Source organism: Corallococcus sp. AB011P, from assembly GCF_003611605.1.
Taxonomy (GTDB): Bacteria; Myxococcota; Myxococcia; order Myxococcales; family Myxococcaceae; genus Corallococcus; species Corallococcus coralloides.
The window spans coordinates 784,112-809,635 of the sequence record NZ_RAVX01000001.1; the positions used below are offsets into that span (position 1 = coordinate 784,112).

At 70.4% G+C, this 25,524-nt stretch carries 21 protein-coding genes; 10 read left to right on the forward strand and 11 right to left on the reverse strand.

Annotation, left to right across the window (positions count from 1 at the left end; all coding sequences use genetic code 11):
• Nucleotides 1–103 precede the first annotated feature (103 nt).
• Entirely contained in the window at nucleotides 104–865 is a 762-nt protein-coding gene (locus D7X30_RS42590; RefSeq protein WP_233591352.1) for an immunity 52 family protein, read from the reverse strand.
• A 12-nt stretch (nucleotides 866–877) separates the two neighbouring features.
• Nucleotides 878–2,509, reverse strand: coding sequence for a Tox-REase-5 domain-containing protein (locus tag D7X30_RS43525; RefSeq protein WP_120561346.1), 1,632 nt, complete (start codon nucleotides 2,507–2,509; stop codon nucleotides 878–880).
• 218 nt (nucleotides 2,510–2,727) lie between these two features.
• On the opposite strand from D7X30_RS43525, the gene D7X30_RS03355 reads away from it, so the two are divergent.
• The 3 genes from D7X30_RS03355 to D7X30_RS03365 all read left to right on the forward strand — a co-directional run bounded on the left by D7X30_RS03355 (nucleotide 2,728) and on the right by D7X30_RS03365 (nucleotide 4,715).
• The gene (locus tag D7X30_RS03355; RefSeq protein ID WP_233591353.1) at nucleotides 2,728–3,027 is read left to right on the forward strand and encodes a hypothetical protein; all 300 of its coding nucleotides are present in this window, start codon (nucleotides 2,728–2,730) and stop codon (nucleotides 3,025–3,027) included.
• A 30-nt stretch (nucleotides 3,028–3,057) separates the two neighbouring features.
• A complete protein-coding gene (locus D7X30_RS03360; RefSeq protein WP_120561347.1) occupies nucleotides 3,058–3,729 on the forward strand; it encodes a siderophore-interacting protein in 672 nt (223 codons plus the stop codon).
• Nucleotides 3,730–3,839: 110 nt separating this feature from the next.
• The gene (locus tag D7X30_RS03365; protein WP_120561737.1) at nucleotides 3,840–4,715 is read left to right on the forward strand and encodes an alpha/beta fold hydrolase; all 876 of its coding nucleotides are present in this window, start codon (nucleotides 3,840–3,842) and stop codon (nucleotides 4,713–4,715) included.
• Between the two features lie 4 nt (nucleotides 4,716–4,719).
• On the opposite strand, the gene D7X30_RS03370 is transcribed toward D7X30_RS03365, so the two are convergent.
• On the reverse strand, nucleotides 4,720–6,501 hold the full coding sequence (locus tag D7X30_RS03370) for a hypothetical protein (protein ID WP_120561348.1): 1,782 nt from the start codon (nucleotides 6,499–6,501) through the stop codon (nucleotides 4,720–4,722).
• A 32-nt stretch (nucleotides 6,502–6,533) separates the two neighbouring features.
• Nucleotides 6,534–6,875, reverse strand: coding sequence for a hypothetical protein (locus D7X30_RS03375; protein ID WP_120561349.1), 342 nt, complete (start codon nucleotides 6,873–6,875; stop codon nucleotides 6,534–6,536).
• Between the two features lie 170 nt (nucleotides 6,876–7,045).
• On the opposite strand from D7X30_RS03375, the gene D7X30_RS03380 reads away from it, so the two are divergent.
• Together D7X30_RS03380 and D7X30_RS03385 are read left to right on the forward strand one after the other, a co-directional pair.
• The gene (locus D7X30_RS03380; protein WP_120561350.1) at nucleotides 7,046–8,449 is read left to right on the forward strand and encodes an FAD-binding oxidoreductase; all 1,404 of its coding nucleotides are present in this window, start codon (nucleotides 7,046–7,048) and stop codon (nucleotides 8,447–8,449) included.
• Nucleotides 8,450–8,553: 104 nt separating this feature from the next.
• On the forward strand, nucleotides 8,554–8,880 hold the full coding sequence (locus D7X30_RS03385; RefSeq protein ID WP_120561351.1) for a hypothetical protein: 327 nt from the start codon (nucleotides 8,554–8,556) through the stop codon (nucleotides 8,878–8,880).
• Here the strand turns inward: D7X30_RS03385 and serA are convergent.
• From serA to D7X30_RS03405, 4 genes are all read right to left on the reverse strand, one after another.
• Nucleotides 8,858–10,111, reverse strand: a complete 1,254-nt coding sequence (gene serA / locus D7X30_RS03390; protein WP_120561352.1) for a phosphoglycerate dehydrogenase — start codon at nucleotides 10,109–10,111, stop codon at nucleotides 8,858–8,860. The two genes, D7X30_RS03385 and serA, sit on opposite strands and share 23 nt — an antisense overlap.
• Before the next feature lie 11 nt (nucleotides 10,112–10,122).
• The gene (locus tag D7X30_RS03395; RefSeq protein ID WP_147443083.1) at nucleotides 10,123–11,787 is read right to left on the reverse strand and encodes a HAMP domain-containing sensor histidine kinase; all 1,665 of its coding nucleotides are present in this window, start codon (nucleotides 11,785–11,787) and stop codon (nucleotides 10,123–10,125) included.
• A gap of 197 nt (nucleotides 11,788–11,984) precedes the next feature.
• Complete coding sequence (locus tag D7X30_RS03400) at nucleotides 11,985–13,658, reverse strand: serine protease (RefSeq protein ID WP_120561354.1); 1,674 nt, start codon at nucleotides 13,656–13,658, stop codon at nucleotides 11,985–11,987.
• A 126-nt stretch (nucleotides 13,659–13,784) separates the two neighbouring features.
• Nucleotides 13,785–14,162 carry an STAS/SEC14 domain-containing protein gene (locus D7X30_RS03405; protein ID WP_120561355.1) on the reverse strand — a complete coding sequence of 126 codons (378 nt, stop codon included), beginning with the start codon at nucleotides 14,160–14,162 and terminating at the stop codon, nucleotides 13,785–13,787.
• 287 nt (nucleotides 14,163–14,449) lie between these two features.
• Between D7X30_RS03405 and D7X30_RS03410 the strand changes: the two genes are divergently transcribed.
• A complete protein-coding gene (locus D7X30_RS03410) occupies nucleotides 14,450–15,481 on the forward strand; it encodes a class I SAM-dependent methyltransferase (protein WP_120561356.1) in 1,032 nt (343 codons plus the stop codon).
• On the opposite strand, the gene D7X30_RS03415 is transcribed toward D7X30_RS03410, so the two are convergent.
• Nucleotides 15,482–20,443: an ATP-binding protein gene (locus D7X30_RS03415; protein WP_120561357.1), complete on the reverse strand. Its 4,962-nt coding sequence runs from the start codon at nucleotides 20,441–20,443 to the stop codon at nucleotides 15,482–15,484.
• 442 nt (nucleotides 20,444–20,885) lie between these two features.
• On the opposite strand from D7X30_RS03415, the gene D7X30_RS03420 reads away from it, so the two are divergent.
• The 3 genes from D7X30_RS03420 to hppD are packed head-to-tail and all read left to right on the forward strand — an operon-like array spanning nucleotide 20,886 to nucleotide 23,726.
• Complete coding sequence (locus D7X30_RS03420) at nucleotides 20,886–21,866, forward strand: fumarylacetoacetate hydrolase family protein (protein WP_120561358.1); 981 nt, start codon at nucleotides 20,886–20,888, stop codon at nucleotides 21,864–21,866.
• A complete protein-coding gene (maiA, locus tag D7X30_RS03425) occupies nucleotides 21,863–22,522 on the forward strand; it encodes a maleylacetoacetate isomerase (RefSeq protein WP_120561359.1) in 660 nt (219 codons plus the stop codon). The genes D7X30_RS03420 and maiA overlap by 4 nt, the downstream gene beginning before the upstream one ends.
• A gap of 40 nt (nucleotides 22,523–22,562) precedes the next feature.
• Nucleotides 22,563–23,726 (forward strand): 4-hydroxyphenylpyruvate dioxygenase, encoded by a 1,164-nt coding sequence (gene hppD, locus D7X30_RS03430; RefSeq protein WP_120561360.1) that lies wholly within the window; start codon nucleotides 22,563–22,565, stop codon nucleotides 23,724–23,726.
• Between the two features lie 54 nt (nucleotides 23,727–23,780).
• Here the strand turns inward: hppD and D7X30_RS03435 are convergent, their stop codons facing one another.
• Nucleotides 23,781–24,074 carry a hypothetical protein gene (locus D7X30_RS03435; RefSeq protein ID WP_120561361.1) on the reverse strand — a complete coding sequence of 98 codons (294 nt, stop codon included), beginning with the start codon at nucleotides 24,072–24,074 and terminating at the stop codon, nucleotides 23,781–23,783.
• A gap of 108 nt (nucleotides 24,075–24,182) precedes the next feature.
• Here D7X30_RS03435 and D7X30_RS03440 point away from each other — a divergent pair, with 108 nt between their 5' ends.
• On the forward strand, nucleotides 24,183–24,476 hold the full coding sequence (locus D7X30_RS03440; RefSeq protein ID WP_147443084.1) for a hypothetical protein: 294 nt from the start codon (nucleotides 24,183–24,185) through the stop codon (nucleotides 24,474–24,476).
• Nucleotides 24,477–24,616: 140 nt separating this feature from the next.
• Here D7X30_RS03440 and D7X30_RS03450 read toward each other — a convergent pair whose 3' ends face one another.
• Nucleotides 24,617–25,516 (reverse strand): sulfite exporter TauE/SafE family protein, encoded by a 900-nt coding sequence (locus tag D7X30_RS03450; protein ID WP_120561364.1) that lies wholly within the window; start codon nucleotides 25,514–25,516, stop codon nucleotides 24,617–24,619.
• Nucleotides 25,517–25,524: the final 8 nt, after the last annotated feature.

The window sequence follows — 25,524 nt, forward strand, 5'->3', positions numbered from 1 at the left end:
AGGCGAGGTGAAGCTCAAGGCCTGCTTCCTGCGCTATGTCGACTCGCATCCCTCCGAGTTCTTCCGGGACTGAGTGTCGGGACTTCAGACCGTGGGCTGCGCTTCAGAGCGCCGCGGACCGCATGAGCCCTGCCCGGGCCAGCAGCTCACGTACCTGCCGCGCCAGTGCGACGTGCTCGGGGTTGGCCACCGTGAAGCGCTCGGGGGTCAGGATGAGCAACGTGCCTCTGTCCTCCACGGGCTCGATGCGTACAGGGGCGGGCAGTGGCGGCACCGTGCCCCGGTGGCGGGACAGGTAGGTCACCCAGCCGAGCCAGATGTCAGCCTTGTCTCCTCCCTCATCCATGTCCCGATGTGAGTGAGACATGGCCACGGCCCAGTCTGGTTCCCAGGCCAGCGCCATGCTGCGAATCACTTCCTTCAGCACGGAGGCCGTGAGGATGCGCTCCGCCGCCTCTCCCTTCGACGGAAGTGACAGGACGCATACGTTGGCGGAGCGGTGCTTCGCGTAACTCCCGCAGTTCATGTTCACGGAAGCATGGTCCTGGCTGGTCCCGTCATTGTATGCCGAGACGCTCAAGCCCAGATGCTCAATGGGCGGTCCCCCCGGCTCGCGGTTGACGCCACGCCGGAACGCCTCCGTCAGGGTGGGCAGGTCGGGAGGCATGAGGGGGGTCTTGCGTCCCCTGCCGCGCGGCTTGGGAATCTTGTTCCAGTTCGCCAGCAGGGGGTCACACGTGGCCAGCATGTTGAGGAAGGCCGCCGCTCGCTGGGCACATTCTTCGGGGGATTCCCGTCGCGGGCCCCAGTAGGCCCCGGCGTAGTAGGTTTCGGGATGGGTCTGGGAATCGGCGGGGGGTGTCATGAGGTGATGTTCTCAAGGTTTCAACGGGCGCATCGCAGTGGGGATGACGATGATCTCCGGGATGTCATTGTCCCTCAGCAGTTTCCGAATGGAGTCTGCCGCATGCTTCTCCGCGACGTGCCATTCAATACGGATGCCCATTCCACGGACGATATCGCGTTGCTTCCGGCCTTGATTCACGAGTTCGCGAGCTTTGCCCGATGCGTCGAACCAGCGCTTGGGTGCGAGGTTGGCTTCAAAGAATTCAGCGTAGCCGGGCCCTTTGGCCTCCAGTAGCGCGTCATCCTTGAATCCATCGAACTTGAGCCCGCCATCCTTCGTGCTCGTGCCGCCGACCCAGTACGCCTCATCCGCCGAGTGTCCGGTGATCTGCTCCTGGTATTGCCGGGCGCGCGGGGACATGGACTCATTGGCAGGCGCCCACTGTCCGGGCCCATTGGATGGCGCGGGTCCTGAACCGGAAGCATTCGAACGCTGGAGGATGATGACTGCCCCAGGTCCGCCGCTCAGCACTGCCGCGGCCCGCCCCGCGGGCACCGCGACGCGCTCCAGCGCCAGCGCGCCCTTCGCTGATAGCGAGAGCACCGGCACCGTGGCCTCCGCGCCCACGGACATCCCCTTCATCATCCGTGTCGTGGCCGAGGCCGCGCCCCCGGTGATGAACAGGCCCGTCGTCAGCCGTGACACTTCGCGGATCTGCTCGCCACGGGTCATGGACTGGAAGCGTTCCCAGTACATGGGGGATGCCGCGATGAGCGCCGCCACGCCCGCTGGCAGGTGGCTCAGCCCCGCGATGCTGTCCACGGGACGCGTGAGCAGTTGTCCCAACGCGTGGTACAGCTCCGCGACGGCATCCTCGGCGCCATCCAGGGTGCGGCTGATGACGTCCGCGTCGTCGTACACCTCGGCCAGGGGCCGCCAATCCGAGGACTGGAGCTGCACGTCCACGGTCCGGAAGACGCCGCCCTTGCCGCTGTAGAAGCGGCCCAGCTCGAAGCCATGGGCACGGAAGGCGCCGTCCTTCCACTCGACAGGTGCCACCTTCTGCTGGGTTCGTCCGGTGAGTGCCCACGCCAGATAGCCGTCGGGTCGCAGCACCGCGACCCGCTCCCGGGAAAAGCGCTCCACCCGCCGCGATAGCTCCTCCCGCGTGACTTCGCCTCCCTCCATCACCTCGCGCAGGATGAAGCCCGCGGCCATGCGTGGCGGGAAGGTGCTCAACGTGACGGGCTTGCCCAGAAGAGCTCCCAGCAACCGCGCCGCTTGCGTGGGCGTCAGCGCACCTCCCAGAGGGCGTTCGTCTCTCGCTTCCAGCCCCGCGTTCGTCAGCAACTGCTCCCAGGCATCCGGTTGCACGTCGTCGGAGCGGGTGACGTCCGCCAGGGTCACCGCACGAACGGGGCGCGCCCCCGTCACCGCTTCGCGGACGGTCTTGCGGCGGTACAGGGGAGGCGCTTCCTCACGGGGCGTGACACCCGGTACCGGGGCGGATGCACGCGGCGCCTCGTCGTTCGACGCTCGTACTCCAGGGGAGTCAGTCTCCGTGCGGGACGTGTAGCTCAGCGTCCTTCCAGGCCCGGGAGGCAACGAAGCGCAGCCGGTGAGGAGCAGTGCCACGCACCCGAGCAGGACGTCAGCGCGCATTGTCCACCCCCAGGCCCTTCACCGACCGCTCCGGGAACTGCGCCGCGGCCACAGCACCGCCCACCCGCGGTTGCCCATCGCTCGTGCCTCCTGGCTGCACTCCGGTGCGGCGTGCAGCGCCCGTTCATAGCCGCCGGCCCTGACAAATCAGCCAGGCCGGGGCGTGTACGCCCCCCAGTCCCGGGGGCATCTACCCCACGCTCACCCTGCTCAAGGACATGGCGCTGGTGGGTGAGCCGGACACGACCGACACGCAGCGCAAGCTCTTCGCCATCACGGAGCAGGGCAAGGCGCTGCTCGCGGAGAACGCGAAGACGGTGGAGGGGCTGCTGCGGCGGCTGGGAGAGGCCGGAGAGATTCGCGAGCGCACGGACGCGGCTCCCGCCCGTCGCGCGATGCAGAACCTGAAGAGCGTGCTGTTCGACACGCTGTCGCCCGGCGTCGACAAGAAGGTCGTGCTCGACGTGGCGGCGTTGATCGACGAGGCCGCGCAGAAGATCGAGAGGCTCCGCTCATGAGCACCCAGGACCCGCATCAAAATCGTTCGCGTGCGCCACGAGCTGCGGCGGCGCAGGCTGTTGGTCAGCGGCGTGGAGTCCGTGACGCCTCGCATGCGGCGCATCCACTTCGCGTCGCCGGACCTGGCGGACTTCCACAGCCCGTCGACGGATGACCACATCAAGCTGTTCTTCCCGCAGGCGGGGGAGCAGGTGATGCGCGACTTCACGCCTCGCGCCTACGACAACCGAGGCCAGACGCTGACCATCGACTTCGCGCTGCACGGCTCCGGACCCGCCACGGAGTGGGCGGCGGGCGCGAAGGTCGGCTCCACGCTGGAGATTGGCGGACCGAAGGGCTCGCAGCTCGTGCCCGATGACTTCGACTGGTACCTGATGATGGGCGACGAGAGCGCGCTGCCCGCGCTCGGCCGCCGGGTGGAGTTGCTGCGTCCGGGCGTGCCCGTGACGACCGTGGTGGTCGTGGCCAACGCGTCCGAGAAGCAGACCTTCGTCACGAAGGCCTCCTGGCAGCCGGCCTGGGTGGTGCGAGGAGCGCCGGGGCCGGGCGACGGCGCGCTGCCGCGGCGCGAGCTGGCGAAGTTCACGCCTCCGCCGGGGGATGGCTTCGTGTGGCTGGCGGGCGAGGCGGAGCGGGTGCGCGAGCTGCGGACCTACGTCATCGGGGATGACGGCCACGCGGGGCCTGGCCAACAGCACTGAGGGCGCGGCGCTCCAGGAGCGTTGACCTGACCCCCGGGGGCAATGCCCGGCCCCGGAGGTGATGCGCACCGTCGCGAGCGGTGGGACTCCCCATCGCGAAGGACGGGCGCATGACCAGCGAAACGCAGACGGACTCCCCGCACCTGGAACGGATTTCCGGCACCTTCCTCACCACGAAGGACGGCACCCAGCTCTACTTCAAGGACTGGGGACCCAAGGACGGACAGCCCGTCGTCTTCTCACACGGTTGGGCGCTCACGTCCGATGCGTTCGAGGACCAGATGCTGTTTCTGTCCGAGCATGGGTATCGCACCATCGCTCACGACCGCCGGGGGCACGGGCGCTCGTCGCAACCCTGGGACGGCCACGACATGGACACGTATGCGGACGACCTGTCGGAGCTGACCTCCGCGCTGGCGCTGCGCAAGGCCGTGCACGTGGGCCACTCCCTGGGCGGCGGCGAGGTGGCGCGCTACATCGGGCGCCACGGCACTTCTCGCGTGGCCAAGGTGGTGCTCATCGGCGCCGTGCTGCCCATCCTGATCAAGACGGACTGGCACCCCAATGGCCTGCCCATGCAGGTCTTCGACGACCTTCGCGCTGGAGTGCGTGGGGATCGCTCCAGCTTCTTCAAGGAGCTGAGCCTGGCGTTCTACGGCTTCAACCGTCCCGGCGCGCGGGTGTCGGAGGGGTTGCTCGAGAGCTACCGCCTCCAGGGGGTGATGGGGAGCCTCAAGGCCGAGTACGACTGCATCAAGGCCTTCTCCGAGACGGACTTCCGAGCCGACCTGGCCCGCTTCGACGTGCCCACGCTGGTGATGCACGGCGATGATGATCAGCTCGTCCCCATCGACGGCTCGGCGCGCATCACCGCCACGCTCGTGAAGGGCGCGAAGCTCCAGGTCTTCCCAGGCTTCAGCCACGGCATGTGCTCCGTCAACAAGGACGTCGTCAACGAAGCACTGCTGGCCTTCCTCGAGGAATAGGGGCTCACAGGTCCAGGATGAGGCTCAGCTCCTCGTCCATGGCTTCATCCGTCTGGACGGCGGTGTCGTTGTCATCCGCGTCATCCCCGTACCGCGACCAGCCGGCGAGTACCGCCGGGCCCAGACACGTCATCTGCCGGGGCGGGGCGCCGACGCCGTCGGCGTCCTGGTCGCGGTAGAGGAAGAGCCACCGGTAGCGGTCCGCGTCCGAGTCGTCGCAGTCGTTGCCCACGGCCTTGGCGAAGTAGGGCGGGGGCAGGGCTTTTCCCGTGCAGAAGCGCTGCGCGGGGATGGGCGCGGTGAAACCGTCCCCGTCGTGGTCCGCGTGGGTGGCCTCCAGGTCCTGCCAGCGCGCCGCGTCCTGCGCGTCGCAGTCCGTGTCGCTGGCGGACCAGGGGCTGGGGACCTGGCCGTTGGTGCAGAGGAGCGTCGATGCTCCCGCCCCCACTCCGTCCCCGTCCGTGTCCTCGTAGGCCGCCACGTTCCGGAAGGCGGCGGCGTTCGTGTCGTCGCAGTCCTCGCCGGACAGCGGCTGGGAGGCGTAGCCCGCGGGGAGGCTGGAGCCCGCGCACAGCTCGCCCGTCTGCGCCACGGTGTACGTGTCGCCGTCGGCGTCGCGGCGGGTGAAGCCCAGCATCCGCCACACGGTGGCGTCCTGGGGCGCGCAGTCGGTGGCCTGCGTGGAGTAGCCCGTGGGCACGGCCGCCGTGCCGCAGACGGAAGTCGCCGCGCCGGAACCCACGCCGTCCCCATCCACGTCCGCGTGGACGCTCCAGGCGCGGAACCGCGTCTGGTTCCCGTCATCGCAGTCGTCATTCCACACCGCCTGGGAGCAGCCCTGGGGCAGCCAGAAGCCGCTGCAGACCTCGCCCGTCGCCAGGGAGAAGTAGCCGTCGCCGTCAGCATCCCGCGAGGCGTAGGCCCGGGGCTGCCAGCGGGTGCTGTCACCCGGCGCGCAGTCCCCTCCCCGGAAGGTCTCTCCCGGCACGGACTCCTCCGGACCCACGCAGCGAAGCATCGATGCTCCGTCGCCGTAGCCGTCCCCATCCGCATCCCACCAGCGCTCGACCCTCACGGTGCGCAGGGCATGGTGGTCGTCGCAGTCGGCCGGGCCGGACACGGTGTCGTATCCCGCGGGCAGGTGCTCGCCCGCGCACACGGTGCCTTCCTGCGCCACGGTGAAGCCGTCCCCGTCCTCGTCCCGGTGCGTGAAGGGCAGTTGTTGCCAGAAGCGGGTGTCCCGAGGGGCGCAGTCGCCCGAAGTGAGCACGTGCCCCTGGGGCGGCGAGCGCCCCTGGCTCGGACACCAGGTGATGGCGTCGCCCGCGCCCACGCCGTCCAGGTCCGCATCCACCCACGCCTGGGCGAGCGCCGACACCGTGGCGTCCCCATCATCGCAGTCCGGTGGGCCCGCCTGCTCCCGGTAGCCCAGGAGCGAGTCCCCCACGCAGCCCGTCACCGGCCCCTTGCCCGTGGCCCCGTCCCCGTCCGCGTCCGGGTACAGGCCCGGCACGGAGCGCCAGCGGGTGGCATCCCCGGGGGCGCAGTCGCCCGCCTCCTGCGTCCAGCCCTTCGTCGTGTCGCCCACGCAGATGACGGGCTGGGCCGCGTCGCCGTGGCCATCCCCGTCCGTGTCCGCGTACCCCGTGACGGACCGCCACAAGGTGGGGTTCGTGTCATCACAGTCCAGCGCCGCCGGATGGCCGTCGCCGTCCAGGTCCCTGGGGGCCACGCCACCGCAGCCCAGCTGGAGTCCCAGGGCCAGCCACACCCATGCCCGCATCATGCGCACCCGCGTCTTCATGGAAGGAGCCGGGGCTACTGACGGGTCAGCGTGCAGGTCGGGGGGGTGATGTAGGCAATCTCGTGGCTCCACGAGAACAGATAGCGCCCGGGCCGGGTCATGGCGAGCAGCGCCAGCCGATCACACCGCGACGCCTCGACGGCGTAGTCGCCCCCGGACCAGAACCTGAAGGTGCGTGGTGTGCTCTCACCCACGAGGGTCCCGGTGACGTCGAACGTGGTGGGGCCCACGGAGTAGGCATCCACCGACGTGAAGACATAGGTCTCGCCCGAGACGGGCACTTCCGGTTCGGCCCCGGCGGTGCTCGGGGCAAGGGACAGGGCGGCCAGCAGGGCGAGTGCGCGGAGCGACGACATGATGGATGTTCCTCGAAAGGGCAGGGCCGCGATGGGGGCGCGGCGTCCGAGCCCTATACGGGGTGAGCTGGAACCCTTGGCTCTTTCCCGGCCCGGCATGCGTCGGGGGCCGTGCGCCGGGCCGCCGCCGGGCTTGTCAGGCCCCGGGGGCTGCAATACGCCTTGGACCCATGTCCACCGCCGCGCTGCCCGCCGACTTCCTCCGCGCCATCGCCGAGTCCTTCCCCGCCGACTTCCTCACCCGGGAGCCTGCGGAGCTCCAGGAGTACGGCCGCGACTGGACGCGCGTGTACGCCCCTGCTCCGGGTGCGGTGGTCTTCCCTCGCACCACGGAGGAGGTGGCCCGCTTCGTGGCGCTGTGCCACCAGCACCGCGTCGCGGTGGTGCCCTCCGGCGGGCGCACGGGCCTGGCGGGCGGGGCGGTGGCCATGCGCGGCGAGGTGGTGCTGTCGCTCAAGCGGATGACCCGCATGGAGCCCGTGGACCTGCTGGGCAACACGGTGCGCGTGCAGGCCGGCGCGGTGACGGAGGCCGTGCACCAGCACTGCGCGCCGCACGGGCTTACGTGGCCGGTGGACTTCGCGTCCAAGGGCAGCAGCACCGTGGGCGGCAACATCGCCACCAACGCGGGCGGCGTGAAGGTCATCCGCTACGGCCTCACCCGGCAGTGGGTGCTGGGACTCCAGGTGGTGACGGCGCAGGGGCAGGTGCTGGAGCTCAACGGCGCGCTGGAGAAGAACAACACCGGCGCGGACCTGCGCCAGCTCTTCATCGGCAGCGAGGGCACGCTGGGCATCATCACGGAGGCCACGCTCAAGCTGACGCGGCTGCCCGGCAAGCAGGACGTCTTCCTCTTCGCGGTGCCGGACGTGGCCGCCGTGCTGCGGCTGTTCCGCGACGCGCGCCAGGCGCCGCTGGTGCTGTCCGCCTACGAGTTCTTCACCGACAAGTGCCTGGCCCGCGTGCAGCGCCACCGCAAGCTGCGCTCGCCCTTCGAGGCCCCCAGCGGCTGCTACGTCCTCTTGGAGTCCGAGGGCGGTGACCCGGCGGCGGTGGAGGCGTGGCTCGGCTCCCTCTTCGAGCGCGGGCTCGTCACGGACGGCACCCAGGCGCAAGGCGCGGCGCAGGCGCAGGAGCTTTGGTCGCTGCGCGAGTCCATCAGCGAGAGCCTCTCCGCCACGGGCGTGCTGCACAAGAACGACATCTCCCTGCCGGTGGCGAACCTGGAGGCGTTCTGCGCGGAGCTGGATGCCATCTTCGCCAGCCGCTACCCGGGCTGGGAGATCTGCCTCTTCGGCCACATTGGCGACGGCAACCTGCACGTCAACGTGATGAAGCCGGACGCGGTGGAGAAGGCGGACTTCTTCGCCCACGCGAAGCAGTCCGACCACGCCATGTTCGACCTCGTGCGCAAGCACGGCGGCAGCATCTCCGCCGAGCACGGCATCGGCCTGCTCAAGAAGGACTACCTGGACTACACACGCGCGCCCGGGGAGCTGGAGCTGCTGCGCACCCTCAAGCGCGCGCTGGACCCCGCGGGCATCCTCAACCCGGGAAAGATATTGGACGCCTGAGCAGGCCCGGCAACGACAGACAGTGTCGGCGGGCCGGAGCAGCTTCGCGCGGCGGTCCCCGCTAGCTTCGGTCCGGTGAAACACGGAGCCGGAAGGCGGGGGACATGAAGGTCTTCAAGTGGTTGATGCGGGTGGGTGCGTGGGCGGTGCTGCCGCTGCTCCTGTGGATGGGCCTGGCGACGCTGCTGGGGGATGCCGGACTCGGACAGCACCGCTGGGGGATGGTGTTCCTGGGCATCCCCGTGCGCGTCCTGTACTTCCTCACCGGGCTCTTCCCCACGTACGCCGTGAACTGGGATCCCGTGGGAGCGCCCCTGTTCTGGGCCCTGGGCTTCCTCGTCCAGGGCCTGCTCCTGGAGCGGGCCGCATGGGGTGTTGCCCAGGCCGTCCGGGCCTGGGCCGGGCACATCAGGACACGATGCGCGTCTTGATGTCCGTCTCCAGCCCGGCGATGGCCTCGCACACCTGGCGGGACACGTCCTGGTCCAGGTCCATCACCAGGTAGCCCACGTTCGCGTCCGTGCTCAGCACCTGCGCGTGGATGTTGGCGTTCATGTCGGACACGATGCGGTTGATGTCACGCAGCACGCCCGGCGTGTTGCGGTGCACGTTGATGATGCGGTGGGTGCCCGGGTTGATGGGCGTCTCCACGTTGGGGAAGTTCACCGCACCCGTCGTCGCGCCGCCCTTCACGAACTTGAGCAGCGACGTGGCCACCTCCTTGCCAATAGAGGCCTGCGCCTCCTCCGTGGAGCCGCCGATGTGCGGCGTGAGCACCACGTTGGGCAGCCCCTGCAGCTCCGTCACGAAGCCGTCCGAGTTGCCCTCCGGCTCCTCCGGGTACACGTCCACCGCCGCGCCGCCCAGGTGCTTGGAGCGCAGCGCCTGCGCCAGCGCCGGGATGTCCACCACCGTGCCGCGGCTGGCGTTGATGAGGCACGCGCCCGGCTTCATGGCCGCCAGCTGCTCCGCGCCCATCATCAAGTGCGTGGACGCGAGCGCCGGCACGTGCAGCGTCACGAAGTCGGACTCCGCCAGCAGCGCGTTCAGCGTGGCCACCGACCGCGAGTTGCCCAGGGGCAGCTTCGTCATCACGTCGTAGTAGAGGACGCGCATGCCCAGCGCCTCCGCCAGCACGCCCAGCTGCGAGCCGATGTGCCCGTAGCCGATGATGCCCAGCGTCTTGCCGCGCACCTCGTGGCTGCCCGTGGCCACCTTGCGCCACTGCCCCGTGTGCACCTCCCGGCTGCGGTCGAAGAGCTGGCGCGTCAGCACCACCACCTCCGCCAGCACCATCTCCGCCACGCTGCGCGTGTTGCTGAACGGCGCGTTGAACACCGGCACGCCGTGCACGCTGGAGGCGAGCAGATCCACCTGGTTGGTGCCGATGCAGAAGGCCCCAATCGCCAGCAGGTCCTCCGCGTACTTCAGCGACTCCTCCGGCACCGTCGTCTTGCTGCGGATGCCCAGCAGGTGCACGCCCTTGAGCCGCTCCGCCAGGTCCTCCGGCTTGAGCGCCGCGGACAGCCGCTCCACCTCGAAGCCCTCCGCCTTCAGCATCTCCTGGGCCGAGGCGTGGATGTTCTCCAGCAGCAGGACTCGCAGCGGACCCTCGTTGCTCACGGGGCGGCGGGGCGACGGCGGGAAGCGGGGTGTGCTCATGGCGCCTTGCGTTAGACCTCGCCCTCCAAGGTGTCAAGGGGCGGATGGTCGGGGGGAGACTCCGGCAAGGTAAAGGTGAACGTCGTCCCTGCCCCTTCGTCGCTGTCCACCCAGAGGCGGCCCCCGTGGGCGGTGACGATGCCGCAGGCGATGTAGAGCCCCAGGCCGCTGCCCTGGTGGGCGGTGTCGCTCGCCTGCCAGTGGCGCTGGAAGAGCCGGGCCTGGTGGGCCTTGGGGATGCCGGGGCCGGTGTCGCGCACGCTCACGCGCACGGTCCCCGCGTCCTGCGTGGTGCTCACCGTCACGGTGCCCCCGGGCGGGGTGAACTTGACGGCGTTGCCCAGCAGGTTGGCCAGCACCTGGAGGATGCGCGGGCGGTCGCAGGAGGCGCGCAGCCCCTGGGAGAGCCGGCGCTCCAGGCGGACGCCCTTGTCCCGGGCCTGGGGCTCCACCATCGCCAGCGCCTCCTGGGCGAGCGGCTCCACGGCTTCGGAGCGGCGGTCCAGCATGAGGAGGTGCCCCGCGTCCATCCGCGCGGCGTCCAGGAGCCGGGTGATGAGGTCCTGCATGTGCGCCGCCGCCCGGTCGATGGCGTCCACCTGCCGCTGGAGCGCCGCCCCTCCCGCCAGGGTGTCCAGCCGCCGCGTGAGCAAGCCTGTCCCCATCCGCACCGTGGAGAGCGGGTTCTTGAGGTCGTGGGACACGATGGCCAGCACGTCCTCGCGCGCGCGGGAGGACGCCTCCGCCTCCGCGTAGAGCCGCGCGTTCTCCTCCGCCAGCCGCCGCTGGGCCCGCGCGTCCTCCCGGGTGCGCTCCTCGGCCCGCAGCTGCTCGGCATGCAGGGCGTTGAGGCGCGTGGCCGCGCGCCAGACCACCCAGGTCAGCACCGCCGCCTGTGCCACCTCCAGCAGCGACCAGACCAGGTGGGGCTCCATCCGCGTGTGGCGCAGCATCTGGTGCGCCGCCACGCCGCCCACCAGGGGCACGAGCAGCGCGGGCAGCAGCCGCCGGGCCATGATCCCGCCCGCGCCCGCGTGCAGGAACGCACCCACCACGCCCTGCTCCGGACGCAGGAGCAACGCTCCCAGGGAGAGCAGCAGCAGGGACACATCAGTGTGCAGCGCGATGCCGACGCCCCCCCGGCCGGCGAACCAGTAGAACCGCGGCTCCTGGAACGAGTAGGCCACCAGCACGCTGAAGGACAGGACCAGGGCCCCCAGCGCCATCCCCTGGAAGGCCCGCGCGCCCCACCGGCTTCGTGCATCCCGGAGCGCCAGGGCCAGGCCGAGCAGCAGCAGCAGCGACGCGGATTGCGGCGACGTGCGCCCGCCCAGCGCCTGGAAGAGGGCGTCCCAGCGGGGGGAATCCCCCACGTAGGTGCCCAGCAGCAGCACGCTCCACAACGCGACCGTCAGGGCCATGAGCACGCCCATCCGCCGCGCCGCGGCCCGCCGTCCACCCAGCGCCAGCTCCGCGCCCGCGGTGAGCATCAGGGCCGAGGCCGTCAGGGGGACCATCGCTGGCAGGCCGGGAACGAGCTGCGTCAGCGTCACGCTGCCCACCGCCCACCCCAGGAGCACCGCCGCGCTCAGCACGAGCGTCAGCCCCGCCACGGCGGACGACAGCCGGCGTGCCCGGCGCCAGAGTTCCTGTTGTCGGGCGTCCGGTGACTGCACGCGCGGCCTCGAAGGGACTGGGATGAGTCCTTCAAGTTAGGTCCGCGGTTGTTCCCTGCCTGCGCGGGGCCCGTGCCTCCGCCTGCCTTTCTCGCCTGCCTTCCTGGCGGGGCGGCAGGAAGCCGGAAAGACACCGGGCCCGCCACTCCCCACGGTGGGGAGGGACGGGCCCGGAAGGGAAACAGGGAAGCGAAAGGCTACTGGAGGGTCCAGGCCAGCGTGCCGCTGCACGCATCGCCGCCGAAGCAGCCCACGCGGATCACATACGCGCCGCCCGCGCTCGCCGGCGCGGTGTAGGTCGCGCGGGACAGCGAGCCGCAACCGGAGGCGTCGTCGTTGAACGTCACCTGCTGGCCGGCGGCGTTGAACAGGCGCACCACCGTGTCACCCGTGCCCGTCGCGCTCCCCACGCCGCAGCTGCCGAAGGTCAGCGTCTGGCCGGGCGCGATGTCCACGTTCACGTTCTGCGTGTTGCGCGTGGCGTTGGCGGTGTCGCTGACGCTGAAGGCCTGGGTGCCGCCCGTGGGCGTGGTCGTGCCGCCCGAGGTGATTTCCCAGGCCACCGTGCCGGCGCAGCTGCCGTTCTGGTAGCAGCCGGCGCGGACTTCATAGGTGCCCGCGACGCTGGCGGTGTAGGTGAGCTTCGAACCGAAGCCGCTGCCGCAGCCGTCGTCGTTGGAGGCGACCTCCGTGCCGGACGGGCCGCGCAGGCGCACCCAGGAGTCACCGCTGGTGAGGGCCGCGTCCTTGACGCCGCAGGTGCCCACGGTGAGCTTGTCGCCCGCCTTGAGCGTCACCGTGCCGTTGACGGTGTTGCGCGTGGCGCTGGAGGTGTTGGTCGCGGTGAAGGTGAAGTTCGGCGGCGTGGTGCCGCACAGGCGCAGGTTGGTGGTGGCCGTGCACAGCCCCTGGATGGCGTGGTGCACGTAGGTGATCTCCTCACCGTTGCAGCCATTCTCCGCGCAGACGTTGACCTCGTAGCAGCTGGCGCCCGCGCGCCGCTTGTAGTCCTCGTCGCCGCGCACCAGGATGCCCGCCACCGTGTTGTTGGCCGTCTCGTACACGCCGGAGCCGGAGTTGCCCGCGAAGGTGTCCGTGCTGGCGACGAAGAAGTCCATGTACTCGGCGTTGTTCTCACGCACGGAGCCGCCCGAGTCGATCTTGAACGGGACGCCGCTGCCGCTGCCGATGACGGCCACGTTCTGGCCCGTCGTCAGGGCCGCGTTGCCCGGACGCACCGGGGCGGGCTTGAAGCGCGGCGCCGCGGAGCGGTCCAGCCGGATGATGGCGTAGTCCAGGATGCTGGCTTCGTTCCCGGTGCTCAGGTGCCGCGCGACGATGCTCTTGCAGGAGAAGACGTCCTGGCTGGTGATGTTCTGCAGCTGGCCGTCCGCCGTCTTGTAGAAGTTGAAGACGAAGCGCGCGTCCTTGCACTCGATGAAGTCGTCGTTGGGCGTCGCGGGCCCCACGCAGTGGCCGGCGGTGAGCACCAGGTCATCGTCGATGAGCGTGCCGGAGCAGAGGGCCGGGATGGGGTCGTCGTAGAAGCGCTGGTCCGAGCAGAGTTCCTCGTATTCGCCCAGCGTCAGCGGGTCCACCTTGACGTTGTTCGGGTCCCTCATGTCGAGGAAGTCCGGGACCGTCAGCATCACGGTGGACTGACGCGCCAGGTCCCGCAGGGCCGCGTTGGGGTGCGCGTAGACGTCGTAGCGGTCGTCGTTGCCGTAGACGACCGGCGCGCTGGACTCGGTCAGCGCGGGCTGCTGCTCCGGCGCGCCGGACTCGGGGGCCGGCCCGCAGGCCAGGGCGGTGAGGGTACAGAACAGGGTGCCGAGCAGCTTCGCGCGGCGGGCGGGGACGGGCACGGACATGCGGGGTGACTCCTGACGGGTACGGCGACAGACACAGCGAAGAAAGGGGGTGTTACTGGAAGACGTAGGCGGACCCGTGCGGTCGCATGGAAGGACCGGGGGGAGGGGATGCCGGGGGTTCTGCTTTCAGTCCGCGTCGGGGGCTTCGAGCCAGGACAGGGCCTCGGAGCGGGACTCGAAGGTCTTCGCCGGGATGGTGAGGCCGGCGTTCTTGGTCATGCGCCACGCCTGCAGGCCGCTGCCGGGGTCGCTCACCACGCGCGCGGAGCGCTTCATGCCGCGCTGCTGGGCGTAGGCGTTCAGCCGGGCCATCTCCCCCACCACCGTGGCGGGCATCACCCGAAGCTTGGACTGGTCCACCAGCGCGGACCACTCCGTGCCCCCGCGGGCGGTGATGTCCTTCTTCAGTTGCTCGACGTACTCGGTCACGTCCTTCGGCGTCACTTCCGAGGGATAGATGATCTCGATGATGTCGTGGGGCAGGTGGGCGATTTCAATCTTCATGCGCGGCTTGCGGCTCTCTTCCAGGCGGGGCGCGCCATCCTAACCGCAGTGCCTGTCGCCGGATACCGCGCCCCCCGCAATCCCTCCCCCCGGAGCGGGGATTGTCGGACCTCGCGGGTAGAACCGCGCCCGGAGGGCCCCGCGGACCCGGGGCGTCACGCCACGTGCGCCCGGTGTGGGCCGGGTGGTGCAGGGTGGCTCGGCCGGATGGCTGGAGCCGGGCCTGGCGAAGGGCGGGGGCGCGGGAAGTGGATGCCCCCCGCTCCCCGGTTGTCAGGATGATGCCTATGCGCCAACCCATCTTGTCGGTCCACGGCGCGGCTCTTCCGGTCGCGCCTGAAGCCAACCACCTCATCCTGGTGAATGCCCCCCGGGAAGAGGCGCCTCCACCCGAGGAATCGTTCATGGAGGCGCGGGAGTGGCTGGACAGCCTGCACTCCCGGATGATGCAGGGCCCGGACGACACGCTGCATGCCGGCATGACGGCCCTGCACGGGGGGCTCATCAAGCGGCGGCGGCAGTGGAGCCCGGAGGTGTGGAAGCGCTTCTGTCAGGAGCTGGCGCGCAAGCACCCCATGCGCCCCTTCCTGCATCAGTGTCCCTTCACCCGGCACGCCTTCGAGCGGCCGCGCGGCTACGCGGGGGACGCGGCGCTCATCGACTACCTCTACATGGACCACGCGGCGGACGAGCTGCACGCGGGCCGCGAAATCTACCGCTACATGCACGGGCAGCCCTCCGCGCGGAGCGTGCGCGAGCGCCGGGAGCTGCTCGCGCGGATGATGGACGAGACGGCGGGGCGGCGGCCGGACGGGCGCGTGCTGTCGGTGGCGTGCGGGCACCTGCGGGAGGCGGAGGCGTCGCGCGCGGTGGCGGAGCGCCGGCTCCAGGAGCTCATCGCGTTCGACCAGGATCCGGTGAGCCTGGCGGAGATTTCGCGCCTGCATCCGGGCGGCATCGTGCGGCCAGTGTGTGGCTCGGTCCGCTCGCTGCTCGCAGGCAAGGCGGCGTTCGCGGACCTGGACTTCGCGTACTCCGCCGGGCTGTACGACTACCTGTCGGACTCCGTGGCCGCCCGCCTCACCGCGCTGCTCTTCCAGATGCTGCGCCCGGGCGGACGCCTGCTGGTGGCCAACTTCGCGGTGCACCCGCCGGAGACGGGCTACATGGAGGCCTTCATGGACTGGTGGCTCACCTACCGGGACGAGGACGGCATGCGCGACCTCCTGGCGGAGACGCCGCTGGAGCAGGTGGACAACGTGCGGCTGTTCCGCGACTCGCAGGACAACGTCATCTACCTGGAAGTGACGCGCCGCTAGTCAGTGCATCGGTGAGCCGGAGCGGGGCAGGGTGACGGTGAAGGTGGAGCCCTGCTCCGGGGCGCTGGCGACGTCGATGTTGCCGCCCAGCGCCTGGACGATTTCGCGGACGATCCAGAGCCCCAGCCCGAAGCCGCCGTAGTGGCGCACGGACACCGCGCGCTCGAAGCGCTCGAAGATGCGCGCCCGGTCCTCCTCCGCGATGCCGATGCCGTGGTCGCGCACCTCCAGGCGCACGCCTGTCGCGTCCCCGTCCAGCGTCACCTCCACCGGCTTGCCCGCGCCGTACTTCATGGCGTTGGTCAAGAGGTTGCCCACCACCTGCTCCATCCGGAGCGCGTCCCAGTGACCGATGAGGCGTGGCTCGCTGGCGTGGAAGCGCACCTCGCACTCGGCGCGGACCAGGGCCTCGCGGCTGCGCTCCAGTTGGCCGCGCACCAGCGCCACCAGGTCCACGTCCTCGCGCTTGATGTGCAGTTGGCCCTGCGCGATGCGGGAGATGTCCAACAGGTCGTTGACCAGCTTCCCCAGCCGCTGCGTCTGCGAATAGGCGGACTCCAGCTTCGCGGTCAGCTTCTCCGGAGGCATGGGCGCGCCCTTCGCCTTGGACTGGAGCCCCTGGATGTGCAGCTGCAGCGACGTGAGCGGCGTCTTCAGTTCGTGCGCGGCGATGGACAGGAAGTCGTCGCGCCGGCGCACGGCCTCCTGCTCCTCCCGGTACAGGCGGCCCTGCTCCTCGGAGAGGGCGGCGACGCGCTCGAAGTTCTCCGCGTTCTCCAGCGCCGCGCCCGCGAGGATGGCCACGAAGGAGGCCAGCCGCTCCTCGTCCTCGCCGAAGAGCGCGCCCACCTTGCGGTGGCTGGCCACCACGCACGCCACCGTCTTGCCGCGGACCTGGAGGGGCGCGCACAGGAGCGAGCGCACCCCGAGCAGCTCCATGCTCTCGCTGATGCCACCGGGCAGCCCCTGGCCCAGCACGGTGATGCGGCCTGTCTCCAGCGCGCGCGCGAGCGCGGTGCGGCTGAGGCCCTGGTTCCTCGCGTCCTCCTCGGACACCACCGCGCGAGGGTCCACCACGGCGCAGCGCTCCGCGCGCAGCAGCTCCTGCATGGACTGGCGCGCGGTCTCGAAGACGGCCTCGCGCGACAGGGCGGAGGCGAGCCTGCGCCCCACCTCCAGCACGCGCGGGAAGCGGTCCACCAACGACAGCGTCTCCACGCCGGCCGTGGCGTGCTCCGCCTCCCGGTGCAGGCCGTCCTCCATGGCCACCAGCTCGCGCGCCGCCATCTCCAGGTCGCGCGCGGCGCCGGGCCAGCCCTGCACCCGGCCCACCTCGCCGCGGGCCTGGAGCGTGAGCGCGCGCTCCTGGCGCATCTCCAGCTGTTCGGCCACGCGCAGGGCTTCGTCCAGGTGCGTGCGGGCCCGCGCGGGCCGGCCACGCAGCGCGCACATCAGGCCGCGCTCGCGCAGCGCATGGGGCAGGTTGTTGCGGTAGGTGCGCGCGACGTCGTGGGCGCGCTTCGCCACGCCATCCGCCTCCTTCAGAAGCCGCTCGCGCTGCCTGGGGTTGAGGGGGCTGGCCTGCTGCGCCAGCCGCCTTCGCGCGGTGGCGAGCCACGGGGTGATGGGGGCCACGTACTCCTGACGCAGGTGCGCGTCCTCCACCACGCGCTCGGCGCGCTCCAGCACCTCCGCGGCGCGCGCGGGTTCGTTTTCGCGCAACAGGCGCAGGCCTTCCGCCTGGAGCACGCCCGCGAAGGACTGCGGGTCGGTGGCGGTGGGCGCCGCCAGCTCCGTCTCCAGAAGCGCCGCGGGGATGCGGCCTCCGGTGGACTTGGCCCACGCCTCCAGGCCCAGGCGCAGCGAGTACCGGTCCCCCAGCGCGAGCGCCGCCGCGTGCAGCTTCTGGCTCACCGCCGCGGCCTCCTTCAGGCGGCCCAGGCGGTAGAGCGACATGGCGATTTGAAAGGTGGCGTTGTTCACCTCCCACGGGTCGCCGGTGCGCTCCAACAGGCGCACCGCTTCCCGGCACTTCTCGATGCAGTCCTTGAAGCGCGATGACGCATAGAGGGCCAGGCCGTAGAAGTGCAGCGACTGGCCCTGGCCCCACACGTCGCCCAGCTGCTGACGCAGGGCCAGCGACTTCTCCGCGTAGGCGTACGCGCGCTGGAACCAGGGCAGGGTGGTGAGCGCGGGCGAGTGCGCGGAGTACGCCTGCGCCAGCTCCGGCGTGGGCGGGTAGCGCTCCGCCAGGTTCATGTCACGCAGGTGCGCCCACAGCACCGCGGCGCGGCCCCGCTGGTACCAGTAGCCGTACGCGAGCCGGCTGTAGAGGTTGACCGCGAGCAGGTCCTCCTCGCCCCGCGCCAGGGACTTGCGGCCCAGCCACAGGCGCGGCGCCACGGTGTGCGCGGCCTGCGTGAGGATTTCCCACGCCGCGCTGGCGCCGGTGGTCAGCATGCCGGGCGGCACCCAGCGGCCCAGGAGCTTCAGGCCCTGCTCCAGGTAGGCGTTGGCCTGCACCGTCTGGCCGCGCTTGAAGGCGAGCTCGCCCAGGTGGCCCAGCGTGCGGCCCTGCTCCAGCCGGTCGCGCGCCAGGGCCTGCGCGGCCTCCAGCTGCCGCTGCGCCTCGTCGTAGCGTCCGCGCATCATCAGCGCGGTGCCCAGCCCGGACGCGATGCGGTAGCGGGTGTGCGCGTCCGCGCCTTCCGCGCCGCGCTCGGCGATGCGGTAGTTCACCTCCGCGCTGTCCAATGAGAAGCGCTGGCGCGCCTGCTCCGCGGCCACCAGCGCGTAGGGCAGGGCCTGCGCGCGCTCACCGGCCGCGTCGAAGTGGTAGGCCAGCTCGAACGGGTCGGTGGGCACGGACTGCTGGGCGGCCCGCGCGGCCAGCCGGTGCAGCTCCCGGCGCTCCTCCGGGGAGAGCAAATCCAACAGCACCTCGCGCAGCTTGTCGTGCACGAAGGTGGAGCGCGTTCCTTGCGTCCACAGCATGTGCCGGCGGCGCGGGGGCTCCAGCGCGGTGTTGACGGCCTCCAGCGGCGTGCCGGAGAGGGCCGCCACCGCCCTCGTGTCGAAGGACTTGCCCATCACGGCGCCCACGCTGAGCACGTGCAGGGACTCCGGTGGCAAGAGGCGCAGGCGCCGCACCAGGAAGGTGGCCGCCTGGCGCGACGAGCGCGCGTGCGCCATCGCCTCCGGCTGCACCCACCAGCCCTCCGGGCCGGGCATGAGGACGCCGTCCTCCACCAGCCCGTGCAGCACCGCGGAGGCCATGAACGGATTGCCCTCCGCCAGCCGCGTCACCAGCTCCACGGCCTCCGGCGGCAGCACGCCGGCCATGGACTCCGCCAGCAGCGCCACCTCCGCCGCGCCAAAGGCGGACAGCTTCAGGTGCGCGCCCGGGGCCAGGCGCTTCAGCACGTGGTCCGCGTGGATGTCCTCGCTGCGGAAGGACACGATGAGCAGGAGCCGTCCGTCTCCGGCGCGGCGGCCCTGCGACCACGCCTCCAGCGCGCGCAGCGTGAGTGTGTCCGCCCACTGGCAATCCTCCAGCACCACCACCGCGGGCGCGTCCGGCGTGCCCAGCGCGTTCAACAGCGCGGTGAGGCTCCACACGCTGCGGCTCTCGCTCAGGGACTCCGGCCCCAGCCCCTGCGACCGCGGCGTCCGCGAGTCCGGGAGGAGCACCTCCGTGAGCCGGGGCAGCACCGTGCACAGGCCGGCCTCCTGGCCCGCGAGCCGTTCACGCAGGAGCGCGCCCAGCGCGGGCTCCTCGCGGACCTGGGCGGCGATGCCCTCCGCCACGCCCGCGAAGAGCTGGAAGGGGCGCTGCGCGGCCTGGTCCTGCGCCTGTCCGTGCAGCACCCACGCGCGCTGGCCCGAGGCCCGGGCGGAGAACTCCTCCAACAGCCGGCTCTTGCCGCCGCCGGACTCGCCCTCCACCACCACCGCGCGCGAGCCGTCCTCGCGCGCGTGCTCGAGCTCGCGCTCCAGCGTCATCAGCTCCTCGCGGCGGCCCACGAAGGACGGCTCGGTGAGGCTCTGGCGGTGGTCGTGCGCGCCGGTGACGAGCGCGGGCTCCGCTTCACCCCGGGACAGCGCGGCCTCCAGCGCGTTCAGGTCCGCGAGCGCGGCGTCCGCGGACTGGTAGCGGTCGCCCGGATCCGTCTGGCTCAGCCGCGCGATGAGCTCCTCCATCGCCAGCGGCACCTCCACGCCCACGGGCCTCAGGCGCGGGTGCGCGGCGAGGTGCAGGCGCAGCACCTCGCCCACCGTCGCGCCCTCCAGGGCGGGGCGGCCGGACAGCGCCTCGAAGAGGACCAGGCCCACGGCGTACAGGTCCGACGGCGCCTCCACCGGCCGGTTGATGAGCCCCGCCTGCTCCGGGGACATGTAGCGCGCGGTGCCCACGGGCAAATCGCGCAGGGACGGGTCCAACCGCTCGCTGCGCGACAGGCCGAAGTCGGTGAGCCACGCGACGGACAGCGGAAAGTCGCGCACCAGGATGTTGGAGGGCTTCACGTCGCGGTGGAGGACGCCCTCTCGGTGCGCCTCCGAGAGCGCCTTCAGCAGGCGCTGCCCCAGGACGATGGCTTCCGGCAGCAACAGGGGGCCGCGCCGCAGGCGCTCCTTCAGCGTCTCGCCCTCCACCCACGGGGTCACCAGGTAGAGCAGTTCGTCGAACGTGCCCAGGTAGCGCACGGGCACCAGCGCGGGGCTGTGCAGCCGCGACAGCACCTCCGCCTCGTGCTCCAGCCGGTGGCGGGCCGTGGGGACGAAGGCGGACAGGGCGGTGACCTTCACGAGCACGCGCTCGTGCGTGAGCAGGTCCAGCCCCTGCCACGTGGAGATGCCCCGGCCCGCCTTCACCCGCTGGCGCAGCTCGTAGCGGTTGCCCAGCCGCTGGCCCGGGTGTGGCTCCTTTGGGGTGTCGCCGGCCTGTTGGAAGCCTTGCGCCATTCAGTGCCCTCGCGAGCCCCCCAACCGCGTCGCCCCGGCGGCGTGGTCGGCCGGATGTCCCTCTTCCACAAGCTGGGTTGCCGCCCGGGTCCCTGCCAGGGGGGAGCGGCCCGCGCCGTGCGCGCGCTGCTCGGGATTTGAACAGTCGGCACGCTCCTACTTCCCGCCCCCGTCCCCGGGTGCCCCCTGTCCGTTCGTGGAGCAGGCGGCCCGACAGGCGAACACGTGGGTTTCCACGACGCCCCGGCGTGGGAGGTCCGCGCTTCGTCCTTCAGCCGACAGCCACGCGAATGCGAGCGGCCAGCAACGTTGCTGGAGGGAGGAAGGATGCCGCGCCGCGTTCAACAGGCGTGCTTGACTCGCCTGGTGGCCCGGCGGAAAAGCCCGTCGGGTCAGGCGGCCTCCCCCTTCCTCCCCCACAGGCCGCCGAGGGAGCGCGAAATTGAAGCTCGCGACGCTCAAGGACGGAACCCGCGATGGGCGGCTCATCGTCGTCAAGCGGGACAACTCCGCCTACGCGCTGGCCACCAACGTGGCCCTCACGCTGCAAGCGGCCCTGGATGACTGGGCCGTGAAGGAGCCGCAGCTGCGCGCGCTGGCGCAGCAACTGGAAGCCGGCGCGGTGCAGAGCCGCCCGCTGGACGTGAAGGCGCTGCACGCGCCCCTGCCGCGCGCCTACGAATGGGTGGACGGCAGCGCGTACATCAACCACGTGGTGCTGGTGCGCAAGGCGCGCAACGCGGAGCCGCCGGCCACGCTGCGCACGGATCCGCTGGTGTACCAGGGCGGCTCCGGCGACTTCCTGGCGCCCACGCAGGACATCCCGCTGCGCGACGAGGCGTGGGGCCTGGACTTCGAGAGCGAGGTCTGCGTCGTGCTGGGTGACACGCCCATGGGCACGAAGGCCGAGGACGCGGACAAGCACATCAAGCTGGTGATGATCGCCAACGACGTGTCCCTGCGGAACCTCATCCCGGAGGAGCTGGCCAAGGGCTTCGGCTTCTTCCAGAGCAAGCCCGCCACCGCGTTCGGCCCCTTCGCGCTGACGCCGGATGAACTGGGCGCGGCGTGGAAGGACGGCCGCGTGCACCTGCGCATGCGCAGCACGCTCAACGGCCAGCTCGTGGGTGACGCGGACGCGGGCCCGGAGATGCACTTCTCCTTCCGCGACCTCATCCAGCACCTGGCGCGCACGCGTGCCTTCACCGCGGGCACCATCCTGGGCAGCGGCACGGTGTCCAACGAGGACCGCTCGCGCGGCATCTCCTGCCTCGCCGAGCGCCGGATGATTGAGACCATCGACGAGGGCAAGCCGAAGACGTCCTTCATGAAGCCCGGCGACACCATCGAGATTGAGATGCTGGATGGCGAGGGGCACAGCCTCTTCGGCCGCATCTCCCAGACGGTGGTGAAGGCGCCATGAAGAACCTCAAGCTGCACAGCTACTGGCGCTCTTCCGCGTCCTGGCGCGCGCGCATCGCGCTGAACTGGAAGGGGCTCCCCTTCGAGTACCTGGCGGTGCACCTGCTCAAGGACGGCGGCCAGCAGAACTCCGCGGACTACCGCGCGGTGAACCCCATGGCCCGCGTGCCCACCCTGGAGTGGACGGACGCGGACGGGCAGGCGCGCAAGCTGTCCGAGTCCATGGCCATCCTGGAGTACCTGGAGGAGCGCGTGCCCTCGCCCGCCCTCCTGCCCACCGACGCGTACCTCCGCGCGAAGGCTCGCATGCTGGCGGAGATGGTGAACGCCGGCATGCAGCCCCTGCAGAACACGTCGGTAACGCTGCGCATCAAGAACGAGCTGAAGGCGGACGAGAAGGCCTGGGCGGCGCACTGGAACGTGCACGGGCTGACGGCGCTGGAGGCGGCGGTGCAGGCGACGGCGGGGCGTTATTGTGTGGGAGACGCAGTGTCGTTCGCGGACGTCCTGCTCGTTCCCCAGCTCTACGGGGCCCGCCGGTTCGGTGTAGACCTGAAGCCCTATCCCACGCTGCTGCGGATTGAAGCGGCGTGCAACGAACTCCCCGCCTTCCAGGCGGCGCAGCCGGACCGGCAGCCCGACGCGCAGCCGGTGTAGTCACGAAATATCTTCTTCATCACCACGAGGAGTCAGCGACATGGCCAAGCAGGAATCGCTGGGCATCAAGGCCCTGGAGAGCATCCACTGGTACGTGCATGACCTGGAGCGCAGCCGCCAGTTCTACACGAAGGGGTTGGACTTCGCGGAGGTGGCGGTGTCCGGGCCGGAGCTGGACGCGCACGGCAAGCAGAAGTCCGCGCTGTTCCAGGCGGGTGAGATTGCCCTCGTCGTGAGCCAGCCCGTGGGCGAGGGCGGCCGCGCGTGGCGCTACCTGCGCAAGCACCCGGACGGCGTGGGCACGCTGAACTTCGAGGTGGAGGACGTGGAGAAGGCGTTCAAGCTGCTGGAGCAGCGCGGCGCCACGTTCATCACGGACATCCAGCGCTTCACGGACGACGCGGGCGGCAAGCTGGCGTTCTTCTCCATCACGACGCCGTTTGGCGACACCACGTTCCGCTTCCTGCAGCGGGACAACTACAAGTCCATCTACCCGGGCTTCCAGGTGCACGCGCAGCCCAAGGGCGGCAAGAACAAGTACGGCTTCGACAAGCTGGACCACGTCACGTCGAACTTCCAGACGATGAAGCCCATGCTCCTGTGGATGGAGCACGTGATGGGCTTCGAGAAGTTCTGGCACATCGAGTTCCACACGGACGACGTGGCGTCGCAGCAGAAGCGCGACCACGGCAGCGGCCTGAAGTCGGAGGTGATGTGGGATCCGAAGAGCGGCGTGAAGTTCGCGAACAACGAGCCCAAGTTCCCGTTCTTCAAGGCCAGCCAGATCAACATCTTCAACGAGGACCACCGCGGTGACGGCGTGCAGCACCTGGCCATCACGGTGAAGGACATCCTGTCCTCGGTGAAGGACATGCGGCAGAACGCGGGCATCCAGTTCATGCCCACGCCGGGCTCGTATTACGACGCGCTGCCGGAGCGCATCCAGAACATGGGCATCAAGAAGATCGACGAGGACATCAACGTCCTGCGCGACCTGGAGGTGCTCATCGACGGTGACAAGGAGCGCAGCTACATGCTCCAGATCTTCATGAAGGACGCGGCGAGCCTCTACAAGCAGGCGGACGCGGGCCCGTTCTTCTACGAAATCATCCAGCGCAAGGGCGACCAGGGCTTCGGCGGCGGCAACTTCCGCGCCCTGTTCGAGAGCATCGAGCGCGCGCAGAAGGCCGAAGGGCGCGTCTAGCTTCGCGAGTGACCCGGCCGCGGAGCATCGCGGCCGGGCTACCGCTCCGGTGGGCTAGGGGTCGTACGGCTCGCACACCTGCAGCTCCATGATCCACTCCCGGAACTGGGTCCGGATGCCGCTCCGGCCCACCTGCCGATTGCAGACCAGGCAGATCTCCCTGCCCACCTGCGTCGTATAGGTGGCATCGCTGTAGTATTTGACGTGGTAGGTGGCCGCGCAGAGGTCCAGCGCATCCTCACGCGTCGAAAGTGGGGTCTCCTCTCCCACGTCCGCGTCCGCTTCGACACCGCCGCAGCCCGCCAGCAGTCCCAACGACAGAAGTCCGCCGATGATGCGCTTTCGCATTGTCCGCCCCGGTTGGAGTTGGCCCGTCTTTCAGGGATTGAAAGTCTATCATGGTTGCGTGAGCTGAGGCGGGCTGCCAGGGTGGCATGCATCGCCTATCTTCACTCCATGCGAATGCTCATGGGGTTGTTCCTGGCGGGCGCGCTGGGGTGGGGCTGCCAGGCCGCCGGGGATAAGGCGCAAGCGAAGGCGCCCCTGGACTGCAACGCCACCTACGTCGCTTGTGGTTGCGGCTGCTGCGGCGGAGTGGAGCCGGAGGTGCAGTGTCTGTCCTGCGCGAAGGGCGACGACCTCCAGGCCCTCATCCAGAAGGACCAGGAGGCGAAGAAGGATCCGCAGTGCGCCGTCATGGGCTGCTCCCCCGGCACGAAGTACGTGTACTGCGACGCGAATCCCCAATGACTCTCATTGAACCCATCATGCTCGTGGGCGCCGTCATTGGAGGTGTGACGGGGGCGGTCTGGGGCTTCGGATCCGGAATCGGCTGGGCGGCGGCGGGTCTGCTCGGGGGCCTCGTGCTGGGCCCCGTCCTCCTCATCCTGTTACTGCTTGTCCTGGCGATGCTGCTGGAGCGGCGGGGAAAGCGCTCCCCGGAGCGCCCCTGACTGCTCTCGTTTTGAGGAGGTGTGGCTGGAGCGGGGCGCGGGCTCATCGCCACCTCGCGCCAACGCCTCCCGGTTCTTGAACATGATGAAGGCGCCCATCACGACGAGGAAGAGGGAGAAGGCCCGCTTGAGGGCCGCCTGCGAGACGTAGTGGGTGGCCCAGGTGCCGATGAGGATGCCCGCCACGGCGATGGCCGTGAAGATGCCGAGGTAGAGCCAGGGCACCTGGACGTGGCCGAGGTAGCCGGCGAAGCCCACGAAGGAGTTGAGGGCGATGACGAGCAGGCTCGTGCCCACCGCCTGCTTCATCGGGAGGCCCACCAGGAGAACCAGCGCCGGGACGATGAGGAAGCCGCCGCCCACTCCGACGAGCCCCGTGAGCCCGCCCACGCCGAGCGCGGCCAGGGCCATGACGGGGAAGGACGCCTTGCGGGGCTCGGGTACGGGCGCGGACTCCTTTCTCGCGGCGAGGGCGGCCTCCTTGCGGCCGTTGCGGAACATGAAGAAGGCGGCCACGAGCATCACCGTGGCGAAGAGCAGCAGCTGCAAGGCGCCCGAGACGAAGACGGACAGCCGCGCCCCCGCGTAGGTGCCCACCATGGCCACCGCCCCGAAGACGAGGGCCGCCCGGAGCTGCACGTTGCCCTTGCGCCAGTGGCCCGCCGCGCCGAAGAGGCTGGTGACGCCCACCACGGCCAGCCCCATGGCGATGGACTCCTTGGCCCCGAAGCCCAGGACGTACACGAGGATGGGCACGGTGATGATGGAGCCGCCGCCGCCGAGCAGGCCGAGCGACAGGCCGATGAGGGCCGCGAGCGAGAAGCCGATGATGGGCATGGAGTTCG

What these genes read in the sequence shown, in the direction of transcription:
- D7X30_RS42590 (WP_233591352.1), bottom strand. Translation starts at nt 865, where the DNA reads ATGACACCCCCCGCCGATTCCCAGACCCATCCCGAAACCTACTACGCC.
- D7X30_RS43525 (WP_120561346.1), bottom strand. Translation starts at nt 2,509, where the DNA reads ATGCGCGCTGACGTCCTGCTCGGGTGCGTGGCACTGCTCCTCACCGGC.
- D7X30_RS03355 (WP_233591353.1), top strand. Translation starts at nt 2,728, where the DNA reads ATGGCGCTGGTGGGTGAGCCGGACACGACCGACACGCAGCGCAAGCTC.
- D7X30_RS03365 (WP_120561737.1), top strand. Translation starts at nt 3,840, where the DNA reads ATGACCAGCGAAACGCAGACGGACTCCCCGCACCTGGAACGGATTTCC.
- D7X30_RS03370 (WP_120561348.1), bottom strand. Translation starts at nt 6,501, where the DNA reads ATGATGCGGGCATGGGTGTGGCTGGCCCTGGGACTCCAGCTGGGCTGC.
- D7X30_RS03375 (WP_120561349.1), bottom strand. Translation starts at nt 6,875, where the DNA reads ATGTCGTCGCTCCGCGCACTCGCCCTGCTGGCCGCCCTGTCCCTTGCC.
- D7X30_RS03380 (WP_120561350.1), top strand. Translation starts at nt 7,046, where the DNA reads ATGTCCACCGCCGCGCTGCCCGCCGACTTCCTCCGCGCCATCGCCGAG.
- D7X30_RS03385 (WP_120561351.1), top strand. Translation starts at nt 8,554, where the DNA reads ATGAAGGTCTTCAAGTGGTTGATGCGGGTGGGTGCGTGGGCGGTGCTG.
- serA (WP_120561352.1), bottom strand. Translation starts at nt 10,111, where the DNA reads ATGAGCACACCCCGCTTCCCGCCGTCGCCCCGCCGCCCCGTGAGCAAC.
- D7X30_RS03400 (WP_120561354.1), bottom strand. Translation starts at nt 13,658, where the DNA reads ATGTCCGTGCCCGTCCCCGCCCGCCGCGCGAAGCTGCTCGGCACCCTG.
- D7X30_RS03405 (WP_120561355.1), bottom strand. Translation starts at nt 14,162, where the DNA reads ATGAAGATTGAAATCGCCCACCTGCCCCACGACATCATCGAGATCATC.
- D7X30_RS03410 (WP_120561356.1), top strand. Translation starts at nt 14,450, where the DNA reads ATGCGCCAACCCATCTTGTCGGTCCACGGCGCGGCTCTTCCGGTCGCG.
- D7X30_RS03415 (WP_120561357.1), bottom strand. Translation starts at nt 20,443, where the DNA reads ATGGCGCAAGGCTTCCAACAGGCCGGCGACACCCCAAAGGAGCCACAC.
- maiA (WP_120561359.1), top strand. Translation starts at nt 21,863, where the DNA reads ATGAAGAACCTCAAGCTGCACAGCTACTGGCGCTCTTCCGCGTCCTGG.
- hppD (WP_120561360.1), top strand. Translation starts at nt 22,563, where the DNA reads ATGGCCAAGCAGGAATCGCTGGGCATCAAGGCCCTGGAGAGCATCCAC.
- D7X30_RS03435 (WP_120561361.1), bottom strand. Translation starts at nt 24,074, where the DNA reads ATGCGAAAGCGCATCATCGGCGGACTTCTGTCGTTGGGACTGCTGGCG.
- D7X30_RS03440 (WP_147443084.1), top strand. Translation starts at nt 24,183, where the DNA reads ATGCGAATGCTCATGGGGTTGTTCCTGGCGGGCGCGCTGGGGTGGGGC.
- D7X30_RS03450 (WP_120561364.1), bottom strand. Translation starts at nt 25,516, where the DNA reads ATGCCCATCATCGGCTTCTCGCTCGCGGCCCTCATCGGCCTGTCGCTC.